Annotated in this window: 17 protein-coding genes and 2 pseudogenes; 5 read left to right on the top strand and 14 right to left on the bottom strand. The window is 34.8% G+C overall.

Annotated features, from left to right (window positions below):
* Positions 1 to 3: 3 nt before the first annotated feature.
* From BLQ00_RS09155 to BLQ00_RS09145, 3 genes are read left to right on the top strand one after another with little or no spacing between them, the layout of a single operon-like run.
* On the top strand, positions 4 to 1,152 hold the full coding sequence (locus BLQ00_RS09155; RefSeq protein WP_093143432.1) for an iron-containing alcohol dehydrogenase: 1,149 nt from the start codon (positions 4 to 6) through the stop codon (positions 1,150 to 1,152).
* A 55-nt stretch (positions 1,153 to 1,207) separates the two neighbouring features.
* Entirely contained in the window at positions 1,208 to 2,560 is a 1,353-nt protein-coding gene (locus BLQ00_RS09150) for a hypothetical protein (protein WP_093143957.1), read from the top strand.
* Positions 2,561 to 2,586: 26 nt separating this feature from the next.
* Positions 2,587 to 4,065 (top strand): NAD-dependent succinate-semialdehyde dehydrogenase, encoded by a 1,479-nt coding sequence (locus BLQ00_RS09145; RefSeq protein WP_093143429.1) that lies wholly within the window; start codon positions 2,587 to 2,589, stop codon positions 4,063 to 4,065.
* Between the two features lie 18 nt (positions 4,066 to 4,083).
* Here the strand turns inward: BLQ00_RS09145 and BLQ00_RS09140 are convergent, their stop codons facing one another.
* The 3 genes and pseudogenes from BLQ00_RS09140 to BLQ00_RS17770 form a co-directional block, all read right to left on the bottom strand.
* On the bottom strand, positions 4,084 to 4,425 hold the full coding sequence (locus tag BLQ00_RS09140) for a LytR/AlgR family response regulator transcription factor (protein ID WP_093143427.1): 342 nt from the start codon (positions 4,423 to 4,425) through the stop codon (positions 4,084 to 4,086).
* A 312-nt stretch (positions 4,426 to 4,737) separates the two neighbouring features.
* Positions 4,738 to 5,094, bottom strand: a pseudogene (locus BLQ00_RS17775) (LexA family protein); the annotation flags it as partial.
* Positions 5,095 to 5,157: 63 nt separating this feature from the next.
* Positions 5,158 to 5,337, bottom strand: a pseudogene (locus BLQ00_RS17770) (helix-turn-helix domain-containing protein); the annotation flags it as partial.
* A 139-nt stretch (positions 5,338 to 5,476) separates the two neighbouring features.
* On the opposite strand from BLQ00_RS17770, the gene BLQ00_RS09130 reads away from it, so the two are divergent.
* Together BLQ00_RS09130 and BLQ00_RS09125 are read left to right on the top strand one after the other, a co-directional pair.
* Complete coding sequence (locus tag BLQ00_RS09130; RefSeq protein WP_093143421.1) at positions 5,477 to 6,739, top strand: putative DNA modification/repair radical SAM protein; 1,263 nt, start codon at positions 5,477 to 5,479, stop codon at positions 6,737 to 6,739.
* A gap of 7 nt (positions 6,740 to 6,746) precedes the next feature.
* The gene (locus BLQ00_RS09125; protein ID WP_093143417.1) at positions 6,747 to 7,511 is read left to right on the top strand and encodes a TIGR03915 family putative DNA repair protein; all 765 of its coding nucleotides are present in this window, start codon (positions 6,747 to 6,749) and stop codon (positions 7,509 to 7,511) included.
* A 15-nt stretch (positions 7,512 to 7,526) separates the two neighbouring features.
* On the opposite strand, the gene arsB is transcribed toward BLQ00_RS09125, so the two are convergent.
* From arsB to BLQ00_RS09070, 11 genes are all read right to left on the bottom strand, one after another.
* Positions 7,527 to 8,561, bottom strand: a complete 1,035-nt coding sequence (gene arsB / locus BLQ00_RS09120) for an ACR3 family arsenite efflux transporter (RefSeq protein WP_093143414.1) — start codon at positions 8,559 to 8,561, stop codon at positions 7,527 to 7,529.
* Positions 8,562 to 8,564: 3 nt separating this feature from the next.
* On the bottom strand, positions 8,565 to 9,197 hold the full coding sequence (locus BLQ00_RS09115; protein ID WP_093143411.1) for a low molecular weight phosphatase family protein: 633 nt from the start codon (positions 9,195 to 9,197) through the stop codon (positions 8,565 to 8,567).
* A gap of 222 nt (positions 9,198 to 9,419) precedes the next feature.
* The gene (locus tag BLQ00_RS09110; protein ID WP_093143408.1) at positions 9,420 to 10,667 is read right to left on the bottom strand and encodes a S41 family peptidase; all 1,248 of its coding nucleotides are present in this window, start codon (positions 10,665 to 10,667) and stop codon (positions 9,420 to 9,422) included.
* Positions 10,668 to 10,673: 6 nt separating this feature from the next.
* The gene (locus tag BLQ00_RS09105) at positions 10,674 to 11,792 is read right to left on the bottom strand and encodes a serine hydrolase domain-containing protein (RefSeq protein WP_093143406.1); all 1,119 of its coding nucleotides are present in this window, start codon (positions 11,790 to 11,792) and stop codon (positions 10,674 to 10,676) included.
* 11 nt (positions 11,793 to 11,803) lie between these two features.
* Positions 11,804 to 12,880 (bottom strand): type 1 glutamine amidotransferase domain-containing protein, encoded by a 1,077-nt coding sequence (locus tag BLQ00_RS09100; RefSeq protein WP_229792599.1) that lies wholly within the window; start codon positions 12,878 to 12,880, stop codon positions 11,804 to 11,806.
* A 21-nt stretch (positions 12,881 to 12,901) separates the two neighbouring features.
* The gene (locus BLQ00_RS09095; protein ID WP_093143401.1) at positions 12,902 to 13,780 is read right to left on the bottom strand and encodes an SDR family oxidoreductase; all 879 of its coding nucleotides are present in this window, start codon (positions 13,778 to 13,780) and stop codon (positions 12,902 to 12,904) included.
* Between the two features lie 9 nt (positions 13,781 to 13,789).
* Positions 13,790 to 14,365: a hypothetical protein gene (locus tag BLQ00_RS09090; RefSeq protein WP_093143399.1), complete on the bottom strand. Its 576-nt coding sequence runs from the start codon at positions 14,363 to 14,365 to the stop codon at positions 13,790 to 13,792.
* A 36-nt stretch (positions 14,366 to 14,401) separates the two neighbouring features.
* Entirely contained in the window at positions 14,402 to 15,664 is a 1,263-nt protein-coding gene (locus BLQ00_RS09085; RefSeq protein WP_093143396.1) for a serine hydrolase domain-containing protein, read from the bottom strand.
* A gap of 130 nt (positions 15,665 to 15,794) precedes the next feature.
* Positions 15,795 to 17,582, bottom strand: a complete 1,788-nt coding sequence (locus BLQ00_RS09080; RefSeq protein ID WP_093143394.1) for a tetratricopeptide repeat protein — start codon at positions 17,580 to 17,582, stop codon at positions 15,795 to 15,797.
* A 224-nt stretch (positions 17,583 to 17,806) separates the two neighbouring features.
* Entirely contained in the window at positions 17,807 to 18,955 is a 1,149-nt protein-coding gene (locus BLQ00_RS09075) for an efflux RND transporter periplasmic adaptor subunit (RefSeq protein ID WP_093143391.1), read from the bottom strand.
* Between the two features lie 10 nt (positions 18,956 to 18,965).
* On the bottom strand, positions 18,966 to 23,300 hold the full coding sequence (locus tag BLQ00_RS09070) for a CusA/CzcA family heavy metal efflux RND transporter (protein ID WP_093143388.1): 4,335 nt from the start codon (positions 23,298 to 23,300) through the stop codon (positions 18,966 to 18,968).
* Positions 23,301 to 23,346: the final 46 nt, after the last annotated feature.

The following is a 23,346-nucleotide window of genomic DNA, read 5'->3' as shown; positions in this document are numbered from 1 at the left end:
AATATGAGTGTAGCAAAATTTAAATCGGCACATGAAGTTGCTATAGGCCGAGAATCTTTAAATGGTTTAAAAGACTACATGAATAATCTGGGTATGAAAAATCCCTTTATCGTAACAGATAAAGGGATTAAAAACTCAGGAACTCTTGAAATTGTAACCGCTTTATTAAAAGATATTCCTTATACCGTATATGATAATGTAGCTCCAGAACCCGAAATGAGTATTGTAGAAGAATGTAAAAAAGCATTCTTAAATTCTAAAAACGATAGTATTATAGCTGTTGGTGGTGGTAGTGTAATGGATACTGCTAAAATCATGGCGGTTTATGCTGATTATGATGGTCCTTTGGACAATCTGTTTGGAGAAGGAAAAGTGCCTGGAAGAAATACACCTATAATAGTAATTCCTACAACGGCAGGAACTGGATCAGAAGTTACCAATATAGGTGTTCTTTCAGATACGGAAGCTCAAGTTAAAAAAGGAATAGTTAGTAATCATTTACTTGTAGATGTTGCAATAGTAGATCCAATAATGACTATTAGTTGTCCTAAAAAAATAACAGCTGCGAGCGGAATTGATGCCTTGGTACATGCTATTGAAGCGTATTTGTCTAACAATGCGAATCACATAACAGATGCACTGGCTCTTAGAGCTATGAAGCTCATCATTAATAGCTTGCCAAAAGCATATGCGCAACCAAGTAATATGGATGCTAGAGAAGATATGGCTATGGGGAGTTTGTTAGCAGGAATGGCTTTTGGAAATGCGGGAGTAGGTGCTGTTCATGCGTTAGCGTATCCATTAGGCGGAAGGTTTCATATATCACATGGTGTTAGTAATTCTTTGTTATTACCTTATGTAATGGAATGGAATAAGATGGCTTGTGTGGAACGTTTTAGAGATATTGCTGAAGCATTTGACGAACCTATAGCACAAAAAACGAATGAGCAAGCAGCTGATTTAGTTATTGAACGTCTTCATAAAATTTGTAAAGATGTTGAAATCCCTAAGAAGATAAGCTCCTTTAATATACCAGAATCCATTTTGAGCGAATTAGCTGCAGATGCGATAAAGATAGAGCGCTTGTTAAGAAATAACCCTCGAACATTATCAGAGCAAGATATTTTAGCTATTTACAAATCTGCTTATTAACAATTTATGCAGAATGTGAATGAAGCTGCAAAATTAAATACATAAAAATATGAAAATGAATCGGTGGAAAAATCATGTATATGGAGCAGAAGCTCCATATACACCTCTAGGACCTTTCAAATTACGCTTACCATTTGTCCATTATCGTTTTGAGTTACCTGATTATTTTCAAGGGCTTTTAATGTGTGCAGTTGATTTGGCTGCAATACCTCTTATGGTAGATCTTTTAGGCATGCCGTTTGAAGCTGCTATCGCTATTGTAATGTTAAATGGTTTACTGTACTTAACACATCATTTACTTGGAGATCCAGTTGTTCCAGGTTGGATTACACCAGCTATACCTCTATTAATAGCGTATGTGGAGATTTTTCCAATGGGCCCCGATAGGGTTCATGCATTAATTTCTTTTCAAATGACACTCGGTCTTTTGGCGGTTCTTTTAGGTTCAACACGTTTGGCTTCAAAGGTTGTCCAAATTATTCCACAGGCAATAAAATCAGGTATTATTCTCGGTGCGGGTATTGCAGCCATAATGGTTGTCTTTAAAGAAGGTGGGCGTTTTGATATGTATCCGTTGTCAATTAGTATAGCTGTTGGACTAGCTTTTTATCTAATTTTTTCCAAACACTTTGCGAAATTAACTAAAAGCAGCAAATTTTGGAGAAATTTAGGGAATTTAGGGATTTTCCCCATAGTAATATTAGCTGTCATAATTGCTCCTCTATTGAGAGAGGCACCATGGCCAACAATCGAATGGGGTATTACGAATCCAAATTTTGGACTCATGTTTAGTGACTATACTATTTTTGGGGTAGGCTTCCCTCCTCTTGAAATGTTCCTAACATCTATACCAACAGCTTTCGCTGCCTACATCGTTCTATTTGGTGATGTTCTTCAAAGCAAAGCTATTTTAGAAGAAGCTGATGAGATTAGAGCAGACGAAAAGATTGATTATAATGCCAATCGCGCTCATTTAATTTTTGGAGGACGAAATATGCTAATGAGTCTTTTTGGTCCTGATATAACCATGTCGGGTCCGCTTTGGTCAGCAATGCATATTGTAATTGTTGAGCGATATAAACAAGGAAAAAAATCAATGGACTCTATTTTTGGTGGATCAGGTTCATTTCGATGGGGTACAAATACGGGTTTATTGTTTCTTCCTGTAGTTAGTTTGGTGAAACCTATTTTAGGTATTGCACTAGCATTAACGCTCTTAATTCAAGGTTTTGTCAGTTTTAGAATTGGAGTCATGGAAGCAAGAAGTAAAAAAGACCTAGGTATCGCTGGTGTAATAGCAGGAGTGCTTGTTATAAAAGGAGCAGCTTGGGCATTTGTGACAGGTATTTTACTCACATTTTTAATTTATGGTTTTAAATTTTTTAAAGAACAAGAAAAAGATTTTTAGCTAGTAGTAAGAAAAAGAAATAAACAATGAAAATAAATATAAAAAATACTAAAGAAATACAATTTAATGGTTTATTGCGTGATAAATCTTTTATTAATGGAGCTTGGGTTTCTTCAGAAAATGAATCCACATTTGAAGTAACAAATCCTTTTGATAATTCTGTTGTAGCCAATGTTGCGAGTTTGGGTAGTTTGGAAACTAAAAATGCTATCGATTGTGCGAATGAAGCATTTAAAACTTGGAGTAAAACAACAGCAGAAGAACGCTCTAGACTACTAAAAAAACTGTATCAGTTACAGATGGATCACGTAGAAGATTTAGCTCAGATTTTAACACTTGAACAAGGAAAACCTTTAAATGAATCGAGAGGAGAAATTAAATACGGAGCATCATTTATAGAGTGGTTTGCAGAAGAAGCTAAAAGGACATACGGAGATACCATTCCTTCTCATGGAGTTGATAAACGAATTATTACAATTAAACAGCCCATTGGTGTAGTTGCAGCTATTACGCCTTGGAATTTTCCAAATGCAATGATCACCCGTAAAATTGCTCCAGCTCTTGCCGCAGGATGTACAGTCGTTATTAAGCCTGCTCATCAAACACCATTATCCGCTTTAGCTTTGGCCGCTTTGGTTGAAAAAGCTGGTTTTCCTAAAGGAGTTTTCAATGTAATTACTTCAGATACAGCTAAAGAAATAGGTAATGAGTTTACATCCAATTCATTAGTGCGTAAATTATCCTTTACTGGATCTACTAAGGTTGGAAAAATGCTAATGCGTCAGTGTGCAGATACTGTAAAAAAAGTTTCTATGGAGCTCGGTGGAAATGCACCTTTTATTGTATTTGAAGATGCTGACATAGACAATGCCGTTGATGGAGCAATAGCTTCAAAATTTAGAAATGCAGGTCAGACTTGTGTTTGTACAAATAGAATTTTTGTTCATGATAAAGTGTATAACACTTTTGTAGATAAGTTTACTGTTGCCGTTCGCAAATTAAAAATGGGGTCGGGCTTCGATGAAGAAACAGCGGTAGGTCCATTAATAAATAAAGAAGCGGTTGAATTTGTTGATGGTTTAGTTAAAAATGCCGTTAATGAAGGTGCTGAACTTATAATTGGTGGTCAGAAAATTGATGACATGGGAAATTTTTATCCTCCAACGATTCTAAGTAACGTTAATAGTTCTATGGAAATATTTAAAAATGAAATATTTGGATCCATAGCTCCTATTATAAGGTTTAAAGATGAAGCTGAAGTAATTCGTATGGCGAATGATACACCTTTTGGATTAGCATCCTATTTCTACACGAATGACTACGCTAAAGTATGGAGAGTTTCCGAAGGCCTAGAATATGGAATGGTTGGGGTTAATACAGGAATGATATCTACCACAGTAGCTCCTTTTGGTGGTATTAAAGAAAGTGGAAATGGTCGTGAAGGTTCTAAGTATGGTATGGATGATTATTTAGAAATTAAGTATCTATGTATAGGAGGAATCTAGTCAGTTATTTATAAGATATTAGATGCTTCTAAAAACCTTAAGCACATCGTCTTGATATTGCTTGCTAACAGGTATTTTATTTTCAGAAATATAAAGAAAACGACCTTCAAAGCCTGAAATTGCATTTACATGTACCACATAATTTTTATGAACTCTCATAAAAAGATTTGTTGGTAATTGCGGTTCTAGCTTAGTAAGTTCTACAGCATAATCAAAACGACCCAATTTTGTATAAACCGTACAATAGTCGGCATCTGCTTTAAAAAAAAGGATGTCTTTCATGAGTATGCGCTCAAAATGATCATTTTTTTGAAGCAATAAGTTATCCAGTAATTTTACGTTAGCAATACGATTATTCATTCTCTCTGTTTTATAAATTGGAGTGTTTTTATAATATATAATGACTAAATGTAGTGAAATTGAGAGACTTGTGCTTTGTATTTATTTAATTTAGTAGATTTAAATGCTACAAACCGATAAGCTAAAGCAAACTTGATGTTCCCTCCTATGCTTCTTTAGCATAACCTACAACAGCAGAGTAACGTTATCGAATAACATTTGGTGCGGTTATAATAGAAACGTATGCGGTAATAAGAGAGATTCCTCAGCCTTTTCTTGCTATCACATTAATAACTAAGATATAATTTGTCACTATTTGATATTACTCATTCTCTAAACTTTAATCACTTTTTCAACAATACCTTGTATTTTAAAATCGGAAGATAATATGATGGGTTGATGTTTTAGATTGGTAGAATGTGGTTTTAAAACAATGGTGTCGTCATTGTGGAGAAACTCTTTTACCGTTGCATCATCATCTAGTAAGGCAAGCACTAGATCCCCGTGGTTTGCAACTTGTTGTTGTTTTATTAAAAGTAAGTCTCCACTATGTATGCCTTTTTTATTCATGGAATCACCAGAAGCTCTTAAAAGGAAGTAATCATTTGCTTTTTTAACCAATTTTGTGGAGATCAAAATTTTAGATTCAATGTTCTCTTCTGCCAAAATGGGCAATCCACAAGATACAGATCCAAGTAATGGAATCTCTACAGTATCGCTACTACTTCCCTCCTTAGCAACAAACTGATTCGAATCTAATAGTTCTCTCGCTTCAACATGCAATAAATTTGCGATTTCATAGAGCATTTCAAGACTCGGTTGCCGCCTATTTTGAACATACGAATTAACCATATTATAGCTCTTGTGAAGCTTTTCGGCGAGCCAAGTTTGCTTGATTCCTTTTTCTTCTAATACTTCTTTAATACGATTCATCGTCAAACATTTGATATTCATCAACAAATATAAACGATTAAATAATACTATCTCATTATATGATATATATATTGTTAATTTTATGAGTTTTTTATTTCATTAGATTGTATCTTTGAGGGCTTAAATTAAATTGATACCTATGTCTTTTGAACGTGTACAAGAAAAGTTAAATATCCTTGCAGATGCAGCCAAATATGATGTTTCCTGCTCCTCCAGTGGGAGTAATCGAACCAACAAAAACAAAGGATTGGGCGATGCTTCAGCTTCTGGTATTTGTCATACATACACAGAAGACGGTCGTTGTGTTTCTTTATTAAAAATATTGTTAACCAACCATTGTATTTTTGACTGTGCGTATTGTGTTACTCGAAAAAGTAATGACATTAAACGAGCGGCTTTTAAAGTTCAAGAAGTGGTCGATTTAACCATAAATTTTTATCGCCGTAATTATATTGAAGGGTTATTTTTAAGTTCAGGTATCTTTAAGAGTGCCGATTATACAATGGAACGCTTAGTAGCTGTGGCTAAAAAATTACGATTAGAAGAAAACTTTAATGGGTACATTCATTTAAAGTCCATTCCTGGAGCGAGTGACGAATTGATGCGAGAAGCTGGTTTGTATGCGGATAGATTGAGCGTTAATATTGAAATTCCGACAGAAAAGGGATTGAAACTTTTAGCTCCAGATAAAAATAGAGCAGATTTCATTAAACCTATGGAAAAGGTAAAAAATGAAATCATCCTATATAAAAATGAAAAGAAATTAATTAAAAGCACTCCTAAATATGCGCCTGCAGGACAAAGCACGCAAATGATTGTTGGTGCAAGTGGCGAAAGTGATATGCAAATCATGTACACGTCTAATTATTTTTATAAAAATTTCAATCTGAAACGGGTTTATTATTCTGGGTATGTACCTATAAGTTACGATACACGATTGCCACAAATAGGAACTCCTGTTCCTATGTTACGAGAGAATAGACTCTACCAAACCGATTGGCTGTTGCGTTTCTATGGTTTTAATATTGAAGAAATTTTAAACGAGCAAAACCAGAGTCTAGATTTAGATATCGATCCAAAATTGGGGTGGGCGCTACGTAATTTGCATGAATTCCCAGTCGATATTAATAAGGCTGATAAAAGAATGCTAGCGAGAATTCCCGGTTTGGGAATGAAATCGGTTTTTAAAATTTTAAATGCAAGACGATATAGACAACTTAATTGGGACCATTTAAAATCGATTGGCGTTGCTTTAAATCGAGCGCAATACTTTATTGTCTGTGCTTCCAATCAATTTGAAAGACGTGACCTTACTTCGGAAAAAATTAAAGGTTTGATTTTGCAAAATTCTAAAAGCAAGTACACCGCTATGCTCAGCAATCAATTAAATCTTTTTGGATAACAGTTCCATGGAAACAACCTTAGTTTATGATGGCACTTTTGATGGTTTCTTAACCTGCGTTTTTACAGCGTATGAAATGAAATTAAAAGCAGTCTCTATGGTAAATGAAAAACTATTTCAAGAGCCGTTATTTGGGACTTCGGAAGTGATTATAACTGAGCAGGAAAAAGCAAATCGTGTTTGGGCTGGTTTGAAAAAGAAAATGTCTTCGAATGAGTTACGTCGGTTTTATTATGCTTTTCTAAGTGAAAATCCTACGGTCGAAACAACGCTCTATCAAGCAATTCTATACGTATTTGCCTCAACAAAAAATGTAGCTTCAGATTTTGGAAATGTTCATATTTTAGAACTTTCAAAACTTACTAAAAATGTAGGGAGAGAAAAGCATCGAATGGAAGCTTTTGTTCGATTTAAACTCACAAAAGACGTTATTTATTTTGCAAATATAGCACCAGATTTCAACGTATTACCCTTACTCAAAAATCATTTCGAAAAACGCTACGCAGACCAGAAATGGCTCATCTACGATCTTAAAAGAAAGTATGGCATCTACTATGATTTGCAAACTACAGAACTTATTAGCCTAGAACTTGATGCTAATTTTGATCCTTCAAAAACATCTTCAGCTATTTTTGCACCTATCGAATTAGAATTTCAGCAATTATGGAAAGACTATTTTAGAAGTACAAACATCAAGTCTAGAAAGAATATGAAACTTCATATCCAACATGTTCCCAAACGGTATTGGAAATATTTAAGTGAGAAACAATAACGTTTTTGGCAACGTTTATGAATAGTACTTTTTCTTTAACCAGAAAGAAACTCGAACCAATAAAATTAACGCGGGTACTTCTACTAAAGGTCCAATAACTCCTGTAAATGCTTGCCCTGAATTGAGTCCGAAAACTGCAATTGCAACTGCAATTGCCAATTCAAAATTGTTCCCTGCTGCGGTAAAAGCGACTGCGGCTGTTTTATCATATTCTGCTCCTGTTGCTTTGGTAACGAAAAAACCAATAATAAACATTAATGTAAAATAAATGAGTAGCGGAACAGCAATAATGAGCACATCCATCGGTATTTCAACAATTAATTCTCCTTTTAGTGAAAACATAACCACAATTGTGAATAAAAGTGCAATTAACGTTATTGGAGAGATGGTAGGAATGAATGTATTTGTGTACCACTCCTCCCCTTTTAGCTTCACTAAAACGAATCTACTTAGTATTCCCATTAGAAATGGAACTCCTAAATAAATGGCCACACTTTCAGCAATAGTTCCAATAGATATATCAACAATAGCGCCATCAAATCCAAAATAAGGAGGAAGCACCGTTATAAAGATCCAAGCATAAAAACTATAGGCAAACACTTGAAAAATACTGTTTAATGCAACCAACCCTGCTCCATATTCACTACTTCCGTCAGCTAGATCATTCCAAACTAAAACCATAGCGATGCAACGAGCTAATCCAATTAAAATTAAACCCACCATATATTCTGGGTAATCACGTAAAAATGTAATTGCTAAAATAAACATTAAAATAGGTCCCACAATCCAATTCAAAAGAAGCGAAATAGATAAAATTTTTGTGTTTCTAAACACTTTAGGCAGCAACGCATAGTTAACCTTGGCCAAAGGCGGATACATCATTAATATTAAACCAATTGCTATGGGAATGTTGGTCGTTCCGCTACTAAAGGAGTTTATAATATTCGGGAAAGTAGGAATGAAATAACCAAGCCCCACTCCTATAGCCATCGCTACAAATATCCATAGTGTAAGGAATCTGTCAAGAAAACTTAATTTTTTTGTCGCCATTTTTTATAAATTTATTTGAGAGAATACGTAACCCAATTCCGTTGCTATTTGCAGACTTCTTTCGTTGTATTTTTTAGCCTGAAGCGGTGTGTTGTCAAATGCTTTTGGATCTTCAAAAGTAATTGGAATGCGTTTTTCTGCTCCCGGAACAAAGGGACACGCTTCGTTTGCTGAGTCACAAGTCATAATCGCTGCAAATCCAGATTTTGGATTGAAATCATCTTCCAAGAGTTTAGAAAACCCAACAATTGGATGTTCATTGTCAGCAAATTTAATGCTGTAAATTGGATTGGTTCCTTCTGAAATGGGTTTGATTTCAAAACCTGATTCTTGTAACGTTTGAATTACCATCGGAAAAAGTGCTGTAGCTTCTGTGCCTCCCGAATAACAAAACACATTTTTTATATTGAAATACGTTGCCATTGTTTGTGCCCAAACCTGAGAGAAATGACTTCTTCGTGAATTGTGTGTACAAATAAAATTCAAACGAATTTCTAAACTTTCTGAAGCTTTAGACTGAATAAAATCGATTAGTGGTTGAAGAGCTGCTTTGCGTTCTTCAGAAATGGATTCAAAATTTAGACTTTTAATTAAACCTTCTATTCCTTGAAATAGCACTGCTTTGGTTGTTATCATCTGCGTAAGTTTTTTGTGTTATTTAATAACAATCTACTGTTTACAATTTATTCGTCGGTAAACTTTCTGTTTTAAGGAAGCTTATCGCAATATTTATTTGTTCATTGCAATATTACGATTAATTGGTGTGTAAAAAAATAATTTTAAAAAGAATTTTATTATGATTATCAATAATGCGGAGTGTTTAAAAATAAAGAGGTCATAAATCCCTCATTTCCTAGGTTATTTCAGACGGAGGTCATCTAAAACCCATTGTAGCGTTTGATCGATTCCTGTTTCATAATCTTCCCCTTGGGGAGCAATCAAAATATCGGGTTGAAATCTTGCAGCTATAGCAGTTTGAAGTTGAAATTTTCGTTTTGAATAGGTAATTAAAAGGTTAGAATTGGGAAGGTAAAATTGTCCCATATCTTGATATCCGTTCGGGTTGGCTCCCATTCCTTCTCCAACAATAGTAGCATTCAATAATTGTTTATACTGAAGGGCATTTACCATAGCGGCCGAATATGTTTTACGATTTACCAACACATATACTTTAGATTTCCAATCAATATATTCTGAAGCGTTTAAATACGCGCTCAATACCAATCCTTTATAAAAATCACCGCCATAATTGCCTCTAAAATCGATAATTAAGGCTTCCGATTTCTGTTTTTCAATATAATCATACACTTGTTCGGCGAATTCTTTTATTTCTATTTCTGAAGGATACTGTTCAAAATGAATATACACTATTTTAGAATCTTGTATGGGGTAAAACCATAGGTTTTTGAATCGAGTTTTAATAGGTTTTGAAACAAGTGGATGTGAAATTGATAGTTTTTTGAACGCTAATGAAGCCAATTCTTCTTTCGACAATGCCTTTAAAGTAACCACTTCCACTACACCACTATTGTTTGAAAATGTGAATGTTATTTCTTCGCTATTTTCTGTAATCTGAAGAGCTTGTAATATTTCTGAAATTACCATATAACTACAAGTTCTATCCATAGATGAATATTTGTTTTCAGTAAAAGGAGTAATTTCTGAAACTTTTCTCGTAATAACTTCAATAGGAATGTCATTAATGGCCATTAGATTATGTCCCAAATAATTTTGAAATTCTGCTGCGATGGCTATTACTTTCATTTCTCCATCAAAGTCAATTAGCTCTATTGGAAATTTTAAAATTGGCGTTCCCCACAAAGGAACTGAGGTGTGTCCGTCGCTTTTGCCACCGCCCACTTTCTGAGTAATTCGCATCAACTCAACGATAATCTCAAAATCACTTAAATTAGGAATTTTAGTCTTTAAGTTCTCAAGTTCAGCAGTAAACTCGTTTTTGGAAATGGTATGGTACAGGTCAATATGTTTTTGCTCTAAGGTTGTATAATAGTAGTCAATATCTTCAATCCACTGTTTTTGATGTTGTGAAAATGACGAATAACTCACAAGAAACCATAGTAGTAAGAAGTAACGATATTGATTCATAATACATTAATTTTCTATATCGATCTGCCTCAATAGTTCTCCTATAAATTGATAGGTATTAAAGTTGGGGGTCGCTTGACTAATACTATACGAAAGACTTGTTCCTGAGGTCGGACAATATCCTACAAAAGTGTTGTAAAAGCCAAAATGTCCAAAATAGGTATCATTGTCTAACGTGAACTCATACACACCTAAGCCATACCGACTTTCATTTTTTTTCGTAAATCGTACAGCTGTCATTTTTGTTAAGGATTGTTCACTTATCAGTTTGAATTCAAACAATGCTTTAATAAACGTTGTTAAGTCGTTATTTGTAGAAACCACACCTCCTCCAGACCAATCGAAAGAAGTATTAATGTTTGAAAAATTAACGGCGCCTACATACTGTTTTATTAATAGGGGAGTTTTTTTGGGTGCTTCATAATACTCGAAAAAAGTGTCTTCCATTTGGAGAGGTTCTAAAATTCGATTTCTTATAGACTGTGCCAATGTTACATTATCTACTTGTTCAATGAGTAGCCCCAATAACAAATAATTGACATCCGAATAGTGCCAACCTTGATCGGGATCAAAATGAGATAAATTATTTAAATTCATTTGGTAGTATAGTTTTATCAGTGATTCAGGAGAGTAATTTACAGTAGGGTTTGAAAAAAGAAGTTCAAAAAATTCATGTTGTTTATCCGTAAATATGTCGGCTAACCCAGAACGATGCGATAAAAGATGCTCAATGGTAATATCTTGAGCATACTTTGCGCCCTGGTAGTGATGTAAATTATCAAAATTTAGATAATTTATCGACTGTAAATATGGACCTATGAGATCGTTGATAGTAAGTTTTCCTTCTTCTTCTAACTGAAGCACAATCGTAGAAACAAAAAGTTTTGTACTACTAGCTATTTTAAAAGCACTATCCTTGGTAACAGGAGCTCCATTTTTATCAACTAATCCAAAACCCTGTTTATAGCTAAATTTTTTACTGTCGTTTTCAATTTGTAGCAAAATGCTGTGAACAGGATTCTGACCTTCGTGATTTATTTTTGTTTTTAAAAGCGTTGAAATGCTATCTGATTGCCCGAATATACTCATAGGCAATAACATGAGATATGAAATTATTTTTACCATTTTTTTAATCTTTAATTCGTTTCAAATCTATTGGCATAAGAGGCTAAATTTAAATAATCGAAACAGCTGCTTAGATCTCCTTTTAAAATTGACATCGCACTATGTTCAACTAATAATGTCCTAGAAACTGGCTCCTCTTTGCTTAAGGCTATTGTTTTAATCATCATTTTAGCTGATGACATTCCATTGCGTTTATACCTTTGTAACACACGTACAGCTTGCTCTTCACTTGTAATCAACCTCGGTTTTGGTGTAAAACCCAATTGCATTATCATTGTTTCGGCTACCTTCCATACAGACCAAGGATTTTGACCCGTAATTAGATTAGTATCCCAACTAACTTTTTCTAAATACATGAATCCTTCGTTAAAAAATGCGCCTTGAGAAACCAATTTATCTTGTAATAAAAAAGGAAATATAGTGCTAGCGTCTGGAATCAATAATAATTCTTCTTCGTTTGTAAAAGCACTTACCTTTCTATTCTTTAAAAAAAGTTCTCCATTATCCAAAGTTACATTTACTAAGGCAGCTGGCCCATGGCATACAGCACCTATAACTTTATCGTTGGCTTGGTACTCTTCTACAATTGCTTGAATGCTTTTATTATTTGGAAAATCGTACATAGCACCTTTACCTCCAACAAAAAAGACTCCCTTATAAGCTGCTTTATCTACTCTATCTATTATGAGCGTATTATTTATTTTATGCTGTGCAATTGTATCATTTAAAAAGGCAAAATCGAATGCGCCCATATCCTCATCATCTAAAACAGCTGGTGACTTTCCTCCTTTCGGACTCGCAATGTCTATCTCAAAGCCATTTGCCTTAAAAACATAGTAAGCTCTAGCCAATTCGGTTAACTCATATCCTGTCTTTTTGTCGGTATCACCCATAGTTTTAGTGCTAGTCACTATGGCTAAAATCTTGCCTCGATAATCTGGCACATCACGCGTAACATAATCTAATTGACTTATTTTAGTATTGGGTAGCTCTTCATTTTCTGAAGGCAACAAACTAACGACCCATATTCCGAAGAAAATGAAGCATAGAATAGCGCAAAGGAAACTCGCAAGTATATATTTTTTCATCTGATAGAAATTAAACATAGATTATTTTTTAGTATTCGTTTGTACACATACTTCAAAAAAATGACTGAGTCTTTTAGATCCATATCTCGGTGCTATATTATCTTCAGCCATAAGGGTTAGAAAAAATTCAATAGGACCATAGGTTTTCGATGATGTAAAATTCCGTAGAGACCAAATCAAAATTTTTCGTAAAAAATCGGGTAGATGCGTTATTTTTATCGGTTTCTGGTATGCATCTAAAGCCATTTCACTTATCTCTTTTAAGGTGAGTATATCGGGACCTCCCACAACTATTTCACTCTTTTGTTGAAAGATTGATTGTACGCATAGAGTTGCCAAATCTTCACCGTGAATAGGATTAAATTTTTGATCCCCTTTTCCGAAGAGATACACCCTCCCCCTTTTTGCCATCTGTAAAAAATCCTTCATGTCTGAAAAAAAACCGTTCGGACGTATTACGGTATACGTTAAACCAGATAATTTAAGTGCATCTACAAACTTCTCTTTCGCTTCAAATATCTTTAAGTGTCTATACTTTGTTCCATTGATTGCGGAAACATAAATAAACTTTCTAACCCCTGCTTTTTTTGCTTCATTTAGTAGATTCATATTGGCCTGATAATCTACATCCATATAGGTTAAACCATCTTTTTGCCGCGTAATTCCAATAGTAGAAATTACCGTTGTTACCCCTTCACAAATCCCTTTCAATGAATTAGGGTTTGTGACCTGAGCGCTAATAATTTTAACCGTTTTACTTTCCAGCTCTTTAAGTTTACTAGGCGTTCTAGCGATAAGCTTACAAGCGATCTGGTCTTGAGATAAAGCTTCTGCAATATAGCTTCCCAAATAACCTGTAGCGCCGGCTAGTAAAACGGTTTGTTTATGCTGTTTTTTCATTTTGAAAAATTAAAGCCAGCTTAGACCTACTCCTAGACTAAATGAAACAGCGTCTCTATCAACATCATTTTCTAGAAAAGCACGCCCTAAGACCACTTTTGATTGTAGATTCATCGCAAAGTTATTTTTCTTATAAATTTCATACCCCGTGCTAGCCATTACTGCACATCCAAAATTCCAATCTTCATTAGCATCATTAATATCATACAATGCTGGTCCGTCTATCGCAAGACCTATTCCGCCGTGAATCCACCATCTATCTTTCACCCAATATTGAAGTGAGGGAATAAAACCACCGAAATGCCTGTCATTTCCTTGAAATTCATAAATAGTGCCTGGCAAGGCTGCGGTTATTGCTAAATTATTATTGAGCATATATCCAATTTTTGCTTCTGGAAACGTAAAAGCCCCTTCTACGTCATCGAAAGTTTGAATCCCTTCACTATCTTCTATACTTACAATTCCGCCGCCTATTCCGATTTCGAATAAGAAACCTTTCCTTTCATTTGTTTCAGTTTGGGCTACCGTTATTAGGGTAACAAAGAGTAGTACTAGTAATGGAAGTTGTTTTTTCATTTTTTTCATGATTCATTGTTTTAACTGTTCGTATTTGATTTTGATTTAATTATTACTTATAAATTGATGAATTGCATCTGCGATTAATTGTTTCGTTCTCTCCCATTTGGGATAATTTTGATTAAAGGTTCCGTCCATATTTGTTACAATGATATACCCTGAACTGCCGTCTTTTTTTATCTGAAGATCTGATGATACTCCTAAACTATTACCTGCGTGAAGTAGAGATTCATTGTTCGTGAACCAAAAAATCCCTTGATTTTCAGCAAACTCTATAGGAATCATACCGGTATCCAGTCGCTCCTGAAATAATAGATCGAAATATTCTGTCGAAAATAAAGAAGCATTTTCTCCTCTTTTTCCTCTCATCATTTCTAAAAGATAGTTTCCAAGATCATTATTAGTGGTGTACATACTACCTTCGGCATAACTGTGATTTCCATATCTCGGAAATGGTCGTGATGCATCTAAGTATTGAGTAGCCATATTCGACAAGTTCACATCGTAGAGGTTATAGGTAGAATGTGTCATTTGCAATGGATTTAGAATGTGTTCCATTACATAGTCATCAAAAGATTGCCCTGTAACATGTTCAATAATAAAACTCATTAAAGAAGCGCCTATATTAGAGTATTGCCATTGTTCTCCCGGTGCGGCATCCAGAAAAGTATCCAAACTGTAGAATTCTCCATCTTCTTCAAAAAATGCAGCTAAATAGGCCTCTAATGTAACAGGTTCACGTTGTTGTATTCCTAATTCATTTATCATTATTTCTGCTACTGAAGTATGTATATCTTCATTAGGGAGTATGTAATAGTTAGTTGCCACGTAGGTTTCAATTACGTCTACAATTCCTGAAGTGTGAGTGACTAGATGTTTTATTTTTATGTCATGTTCAGGTCGCTTAGGATTTGTAATTTCAATTGGAAGCAAATCTTTGATATTGGTATCCAACGTGAAGTATCCCTGCGAAATAGCTTTCACCGTTGCAGCTGCTATAAAGGTTTTGCTAATTGAAGCAATGCTATTCACAGTTGTATTGCTATAAGGTGTTTGCTCTTCGATATTGGCATACCCAAATGACTGTTGAAAAAGCAGTTGATTTCTAGCAGCTACGCTCACTGAAAATCCTGGAATTTCTTCCGCAGTTACCAAATTTGATAAATAAGCGGCTAAGTCCTCTTCTGTAACAATTTCATTTGGAGGTGGTAGTGTTGTTCCTGAATCGTCATCATTCGAGCAGGAAGTGACTACAGTTAAAATCATGACCGTAGCAATAAGCATGATAGGTTTAAATAGTGATTTCATAATTGTCGTTTTATTGGTTGTTAATTATTACGTTGCAAAAATGCTAACTAACATCACACGCATCGTTCGACATTATGATTTGGAACCTTTTAAGTGGAATTCAGAACGTTCTTATTATTCTAAAATGAAGTTATTGTTGAGATTTAACCCATTGTCTAGGTGCTACACCTGTTTCTTTTTTGAAGAATGTATTGAAAACAGTTTTAGAATTAAAACCGCTATCGTATGCTACACCAAGTAAAGTTAAATGTGAATTTGAAGATTTAAGTACCTCTTTTTTAAAGTGCTCTAGACGATACTTATTGATAAATTCATTGAAATTAAGTTGAAGGTGTTCGTTTAACAACCAAGATAATTTATTAGGGTGTAAATTGATGACGGTACTTAATTGTTTCAATGAAAAGTTCGGATTTTGATATAGCTTTTCTTCTTGAATCCTTTTCTTTAGCTGTTCAATATACATGGGTACTTGATTAGCCGACACCGGTTGTACTGTTGATTTTAATACCTGCTTTTTTTGGCGAACTGTTTTTGTGTCATGTTTTGATAAAAAGCTTCGCTCTATATCTTGATAGATTTTATGACTTCGTAGCGGTTCTAAAAATGGATCCAATTTAAAATTTACTAATTGTCCAATTTTTAAATTGATTTTTTCTTTAAAAATTAATAAAGCTTTGTCTATATCACCCGAATATATAAGAAAATAAAAATGCCATGGATAGACTGCCTTAAAGCTTTCTTCAATATTTAAGGTAATAGATTCATGCTTTAAATCTAAAGATGAAGTTTTAGTATGCATCAATTCGAATAATAGTTCACATAGCTCTGAGCTTATTAATTGAGGCATGGTAGCGATGTATTTTTTAAATGCAACTCTATCATTCAAAAACATATAACAGGCTAATTTTGTTTCTATTGCCAAGGAAAAATTAGGATCAATTTTTAAACATTCATCCAAATAAAAAATGGCTTCGTCGAAATCTTTTTTTAAAAAATATATATTTCCTTTGGTAAAGTAATGATTGGGAGATAAGGGACTTATTTCTAAGGCTCTATCAATGTTTATCAATGCTTCATCCAGTTGATTCGTAGCCATATATACTTCGGCGATTCCTTCGTAGGCAATGGCAAAACTAGAATTTATATTTAGCACCTTTTTCAAATAGCGAATACTGTTGGCATAATCCCAATTATTCCAAAAAATTATAGACGCCCTTGAAAAATGCCCCAAATAGGATAATGGATTAATATGTAATCCCCGCTCTAAATAACGCTTCGCTTTTGTTAATCCTGTTTCTTGATCTATAACTCCCCAGCTGGCAAGAATCCCATACGATCTACTAATTGTAAAATAAGCTTCGTAAAAGTTGGGGTCTAAAACCAAACTTTTTTGATAACATTCGATTGCTCTATTGTAATCTTCTAGATCCCAATTGAGTTGATACGACCTTCCCTTTAGATACAGCTTATAAGCTTCTAGATTATTTGTACCAATAGCAGAAATATTTTCTGAAATGTTTAAATGCCCAAAATTCTCACGAATTTGTTCTGCTATAATGAGACTTATTTCATCTTGTAATTCAAAAATGTCATTTAAATTTCTATCAAAATTTTGAGACCACGTATGAAATCCGTCGCTTGTTCTAATTAATTGAACATTGATACGGATTCGCTTTTCATAAATACGGATGCTTCCTTCTAAAACTGTTGCTACTCCTAATGTATTTCCAATATGTCGGACATCTATATTTTTATTTTTAAAAGCAAATGAAGAAGTTCGAGCAGTAACTTTTAACCCTTTTACTTTGGTTAAAGCATTGATTATTTCTTCTGAAATTCCATCACAAAAATAATCATTGTCAATATCATTACTTATGTTGACAAATGGTAAAATTGCTATAGATTTCTGATTAATCAATCTATTACCTTGTATATTTAGTTTATAAATGGAACTTGTGAAAAAACAAAAATATAAAAAATACACTAGGTGAGAATTGTAATATTTCCATTGTATTTATAATTAGATACTATCTTTTTTTTCATCGACTATTCTTAGACATGATTTTTGTTTTTAATATCCAGTGCAGTTGACATAAATTACTAAACAAGCAATACGTACTTATTATAAACTTATACAAACTTTTATTCATCTGCGACAAGGTTAAACGCCCCGTTGCTTAAAACGGTATCTGTGGCCAATAGATTCTCTAATGAGGTTAATGCGGTATATCCATCATAGCTACTTCCCACATTGATCGCAACTTGCTCAAAATAGTATCCATCAGGAGTCGACTCAACTAATTTTAATACTACATTCGAATCTTCAAAAGCTATGATTGCAGTTTCTGGCAAGGCTTTCGCATCTTCGGATTCCGTTACAATCTCTGCTTCTACAAACATTCCTGTTAAAAAATTTGCTTCAGATTCATTCTCTATATGTCCGTGTACTTTAATGGTTCTGTTTTCTTCAATGGCAGTTCCTAATAAATGAACTTCAGCTTTATAGATTTCTGTTGAAGATTCAGGGATTTTGAAATTGATTACTTGTCCTTTTTTCAATTTCATGACGTCCTTTTCAAATACCGATAATTCTAAATGAATATGATCATTATTAATAATTTCTAAAATGGCAGTTGCTGGCGAAACATAAGTCCCTCGCGTTACATTCATCTTGGTAATACTTCCTGCTATGGGTGAATAAATGGTAACAACGGAACTTATAGTACCAGTTTCAACGCTAGTTGGCGAAATGTTAAGTAGCTGTAATTGTTTCCGAAGTCCATTGTAACGAGCCAGAGCTGTTTTATAGGCGCTTTCAGCTTGAAGAAAACTTTTTTGTGAAGTAATATTCTCTGCTCTCATTGTTTTCTGACGTTCAAATTCAGATTTCAAGTAGGTAAGCTGTTCATGTATTTCCATGTATTCTTGCTGAATAGCCACAAAATCGGTGTTTTCAATCGTAACAAGTGGTTGTCCTTTACGCACCTTATCCCCTATTAACAAAGATGTTGTTTTAATGTAGCCACCCATGGTTGCATTTACAACTGCTCTATTTTCTGGCGGAACATCAATCATTCCCGTAGTTGTAACGGTGATAGGAAATGATTTTTCTTCTAGGGTTCCTAAAGTCATCTTACTGTGTTCAAACTGTGCTTTTGAAACGAAAATCCGTTCGTCTATCGAGGCTTCATTTTCATGGTCAGCCTGTTTAGTATTAACTTCCTTGTTTCCGCAGCTAAAGAGTGCTATCACCGCACTTAAAATTGCTATTTTATATATAATACGTTGCATAATGCTTAATTTATAGGGTTAAGTAATTGATGTCAATGACAATGTTATTGTATTCATTTAATGTGTCCAGATAGGCTATTTTAACCTCATAGGCACTTTCCAAACTCTGTATGTATTGGTAAAAATCTATTTCTCCATTTCTGAAACTTCCGTTGGCCGTTTTTAAAATCTCGTCTGATAATGCAGTGCCTTCCTCTTCATAATACAGAAGTGCCGTTCTTAATTGATTCAATTGTGTGTTGAGCGCATTAAATTTTGCGTTTAGTTGAATCGAATACTCCTTAGATTCTTCTACAGCAATTTGTTCTGCAATACCTGTGGCTTTAATTCTTGACGAATGTCCACCAAATAAGAGCGGAATCTTTATCCCCACTTGATACCCATACAAACTATTGTTTAGACCTGAATTAGTACCTTGAAAATAATTGAAACTGATGTCTGGTAAGAGTTGTTGCTTCTCAAAACTACGTTGTGCTTGAAATAGCGAAACTCTATTTTGATAATAATCCAATTCCGCACTTGTTCTTGCCTCCATTGAATTTAGAGGTGTTTTTAATACAAATTCTTTCGCAACTACCAACGAATCTTTTGGCTGAACAACTTTTACCAAACCGCCATAAGCGATTGCAACATTTTGTTGAGCCTCAAGATATTTTAAATTGATTTGTTTTTGTTTTGAAGCAGCAGTAATCTTCTCTAAATAATTGGTTTCCCCTAATTCAAAACGTCTAGCAGCAATTGTTGCAAAACTTGAGTACAAACTATCCAACGTCTTTAAAACTCGCTGTTTTTCTTTCGCTATCTGATAGTTATAGTAGGCATTAGTTACTTTGCGTTCTATTGTTTTCTTCTGAATTTCATAGCTACTAGAAACAACGGCAACGTTCGCTTTATTTAGTTTTTTTTCTGAAAAATACACCGTTGGAAATCGAAAATCCTGTTGAATTCCGAATACACGTAATGGCTCGTTATTAGTTGCCAAATTGTTTTCATCAAACTCATAATACACTTGCGTTTTATCAAAACTAAAAGCACTATTCACAAGGGCATTCGATTGATCCACTTTTAATCGGTTACCGCTGAGTCCAGCATTATTTTCAATTGCTAAGGGAATTAATTCAGAAAGATTCAATGGTTTCTCCTGTGCATGTGCACTCATTGAAAACAGCAGGAGTAACACACTCATACTCGCTATCTTCTTACTACCCGTGCTATTTTTTTCTTTCTTCGGACTATTGAAATAGGCATATAATACGGGTAGCACGATTAATGTTAACAAAGTCGCAGTAATCAAGCCTCCAATCACTACTGTTGCTAACGGACGCTGAACTTCAGCCCCAGCATTGGTCGATATAGCCATCGGAAGGAAACCAAGTGCTGCTGCCATTGCAGTTAACAATACAGCTCGTAACCTGTCTTTTGTTCCTTGCTTAATAAGCTCATTAATATCATCAAATTTGCCCTCTTTTTTAAGTTCCTTGAAATGCTCAATTAATACAATTCCGTTTAAGACAGCAATTCCAAACAACGCTATAAATCCAACGCCTGCGGAAATACTAAATGGCAAATCACGTAGCCACAATAAAAGCACGCCACCAACGGCTGCAAGTGGAATCGCTGAATAAATGATCAATGCCTCCTTAACCGAATTGAATGCGAAATACAATAAGATGAAGATTAATACCAATGCAACAGGAACCGCAACCAATAATCGTGCTTTTGCACTTTCGAGGTTTTCAAACTGTCCGCCATAAGTAATGGTGTATCCTACAGGCAGTTTTACGTTCGTATTAATTAGTTCTTGAACATCGTCCACTACAGACTGTAAATCACGATTACGCACGTTTATACCTACTACAATTCTACGTCGTGTATCATCACGAGAAATTTTGGCAGCTCCTTTTTGATAGGTGATTTCCGCCAGCTCACTCAATGGTATTTTTCCTCCATTCGGTAAATCGATGTATAGATTTTTTAGGTTATCAATGTCTTGTCGCTTTTCTTTGTCCAATCGAACAACCAAATCAAAACGTTTTTCCCCTTCAAATACACTTCCAGAAGTTTTTCCCGCAAATCCCATGGCCACCATATCATTCACATCTTGAATGTTAAGACCATATCGTGCAATTTTCATTCTATTAAATTTTACATTCATTTCTGGCAAACCAGCAATTTTCTCTACTGAAATATCTGCTGCTCCAGGTACGTCTTTAATTAAAGCCCCTATCTCACTTCCTTTCTTCGCCAAAATATCGAGATTGTCTCCAAAAATTTTAATGGCAATATCTGCGCGTACACCTGTAATTAATTCATTAAAGCGCATTTCGATGGGTTGTGTAAATTCTACTTCCATACCCGGTATAATTGACAGTGCTTCTTTAAACTTATCGGCCAATTCATCTTTGGAAGTAGCAGAAGTCCATTCGCTTTTTGGCTTTAACACGATAATAACGTCACTTTCTTCCATAGACATAGGATCGGTAGGTACTTCGGCAGCACCAATACGAGTGACTACTTGTTTCACTTCTGGAAACTCTCTGAGTAATATTTGTTCTATTTCCGTAGTAATTTTGACCGTGTTACTTAAAGATGTTCCTGTTTTTAAGACTGGCTGAATTACAAAATCACCTTCATCAAGTGTAGGGACAAATTCGCCTCCCATGGTTGCAAATAAATAGATAGAAACAGCTAATAATAAACCTGCAATGATAAGCACCACTCTTTTGCTCATCAACGCCCAATGTATTACGGGGGCGTACATTTTATTTAGCCATTTTATCAAACGAACCGATATATTTCTGCTTGAAGGTTTCGATGGTTTTAAGAAAAGTGAAGCCGCAACGGGAACATACGTAAAGCAGAAGATCATGGCGCCTATCAAAGCAAAACTGAAGGTCAATGCCATAGGCTTAAACATTTTACCTTCTACCCCTGATAATGATAAAATTGGGATAAATACGATTAATATAATGAGTTGTCCGAAAATGGCAGAATTCATCATTTTTGAAGCTCCCGTAAAGGTGATTTTATCCTTGAAAGATTGCTGATCTGCTTTGGCGAATGCGCTAATCTCATCTGCTTTTTGTGTAATCTGAAAGGCTATAAATTCTACTATAATTACGGCACCATCAATTATGATCCCAAAGTCAATCGCACCAAGACTCATTAAATTGGCATCCACCCCAAAAATGTACATCAACGATAAGGCAAAAAGTAAACACAATGGAATCACGGAAGCTACGATGAGTCCAGAACGTAAGTTTCCTAAAAGCAGCACCACTACGAAAATGACAATCAAGAACCCTAAAATCAGGTTTTCAGAAACGGTAAACGTCGTTTTTGCGATGAGTTCACTTCTATCTAAAAAGGCGTTGATGTAAACACCTTCAGGTAAAGACTCAGAAATTAGCTCAACACGTTCTTTTACAGCATCAATTACTTTTTTAGAGTTGGCATCTTTCAGCATCATGACTTGCCCGAGTACTTTCTCTCCTTCACCATTCCCCGTGATGGCTCCAAAACGCGTAGCACTTCCGAAGCCAACAGTCGCGACATCTTTTATATAGATAGGCAGCCCATTATCGTTTTTCACAACAATGTTATTGATATCTTCAAAAGAAGTAATAAGTCCTTCCCCTCGTATAAAAAACGCCTGATTAACTTTCTCAATATAACCACCTCCAGAAATGCTATTATTCATTTCTAACGCAGTAAAAATATCGCTAGCCGTGATATTCATTGCGTTTAATTTATCGGTGTCAATGGCTACTTCATATTGTTTTAAGAATCCACCCCAAGTATTTACTTCAACTACTCCGGGAATACCCGAGAGTTGCCGTTTTACCACCCAGTCTTGAATAGTTCTTAAATCTCCTGCATCGTAGTTGTCTTTAAATTCTGGCGTTACATCCAAAATATATTGGTAAATCTCTCCTAAACCCGTTGTAATAGGTCCCATTTCTGGTGTTCCAAACCCTTCAGGAATTTTTTCGGAAGCCGATTTAATTTTTTCAGCAATAAGCTGACGAGGAAGATAAGTTCCCATATCATCATCAAAGACGATAGTGACTACCGATAAGCCAAATTTTGAAATAGACCGAATTTCCTGAACACCAGGCAGGTTTGACATCTCTAGCTCTACAGGATAGGTTATAAATTGCTCCATGTCCTGCGTTGAGAGATTGCGCGATGTGGTAATTACTTGCACCTGATTGTTAGTAACATCGGGTACAGCGCCGATAGGAATTTGTGTTAATGAATACAGCCCCATTCCTATAACAAAGGCCGTGAATAAAAAAACAATGAGCTTGTTTTTTAAACTAAAATTGATAATATATGATAGCATTTTTCATAAAATAATAAATGTTAACAGCCTCAATTCACGATAGTGA

The sequence above is a fragment of the Ulvibacter litoralis genome (genome assembly GCF_900102055.1).
GTDB lineage: Bacteria > Bacteroidota > Bacteroidia > Flavobacteriales > Flavobacteriaceae > Ulvibacter > Ulvibacter litoralis.
Note: the sequence above shows the minus strand (reverse complement) of the source record. Positions and strands in the feature narration are given on the sequence as shown.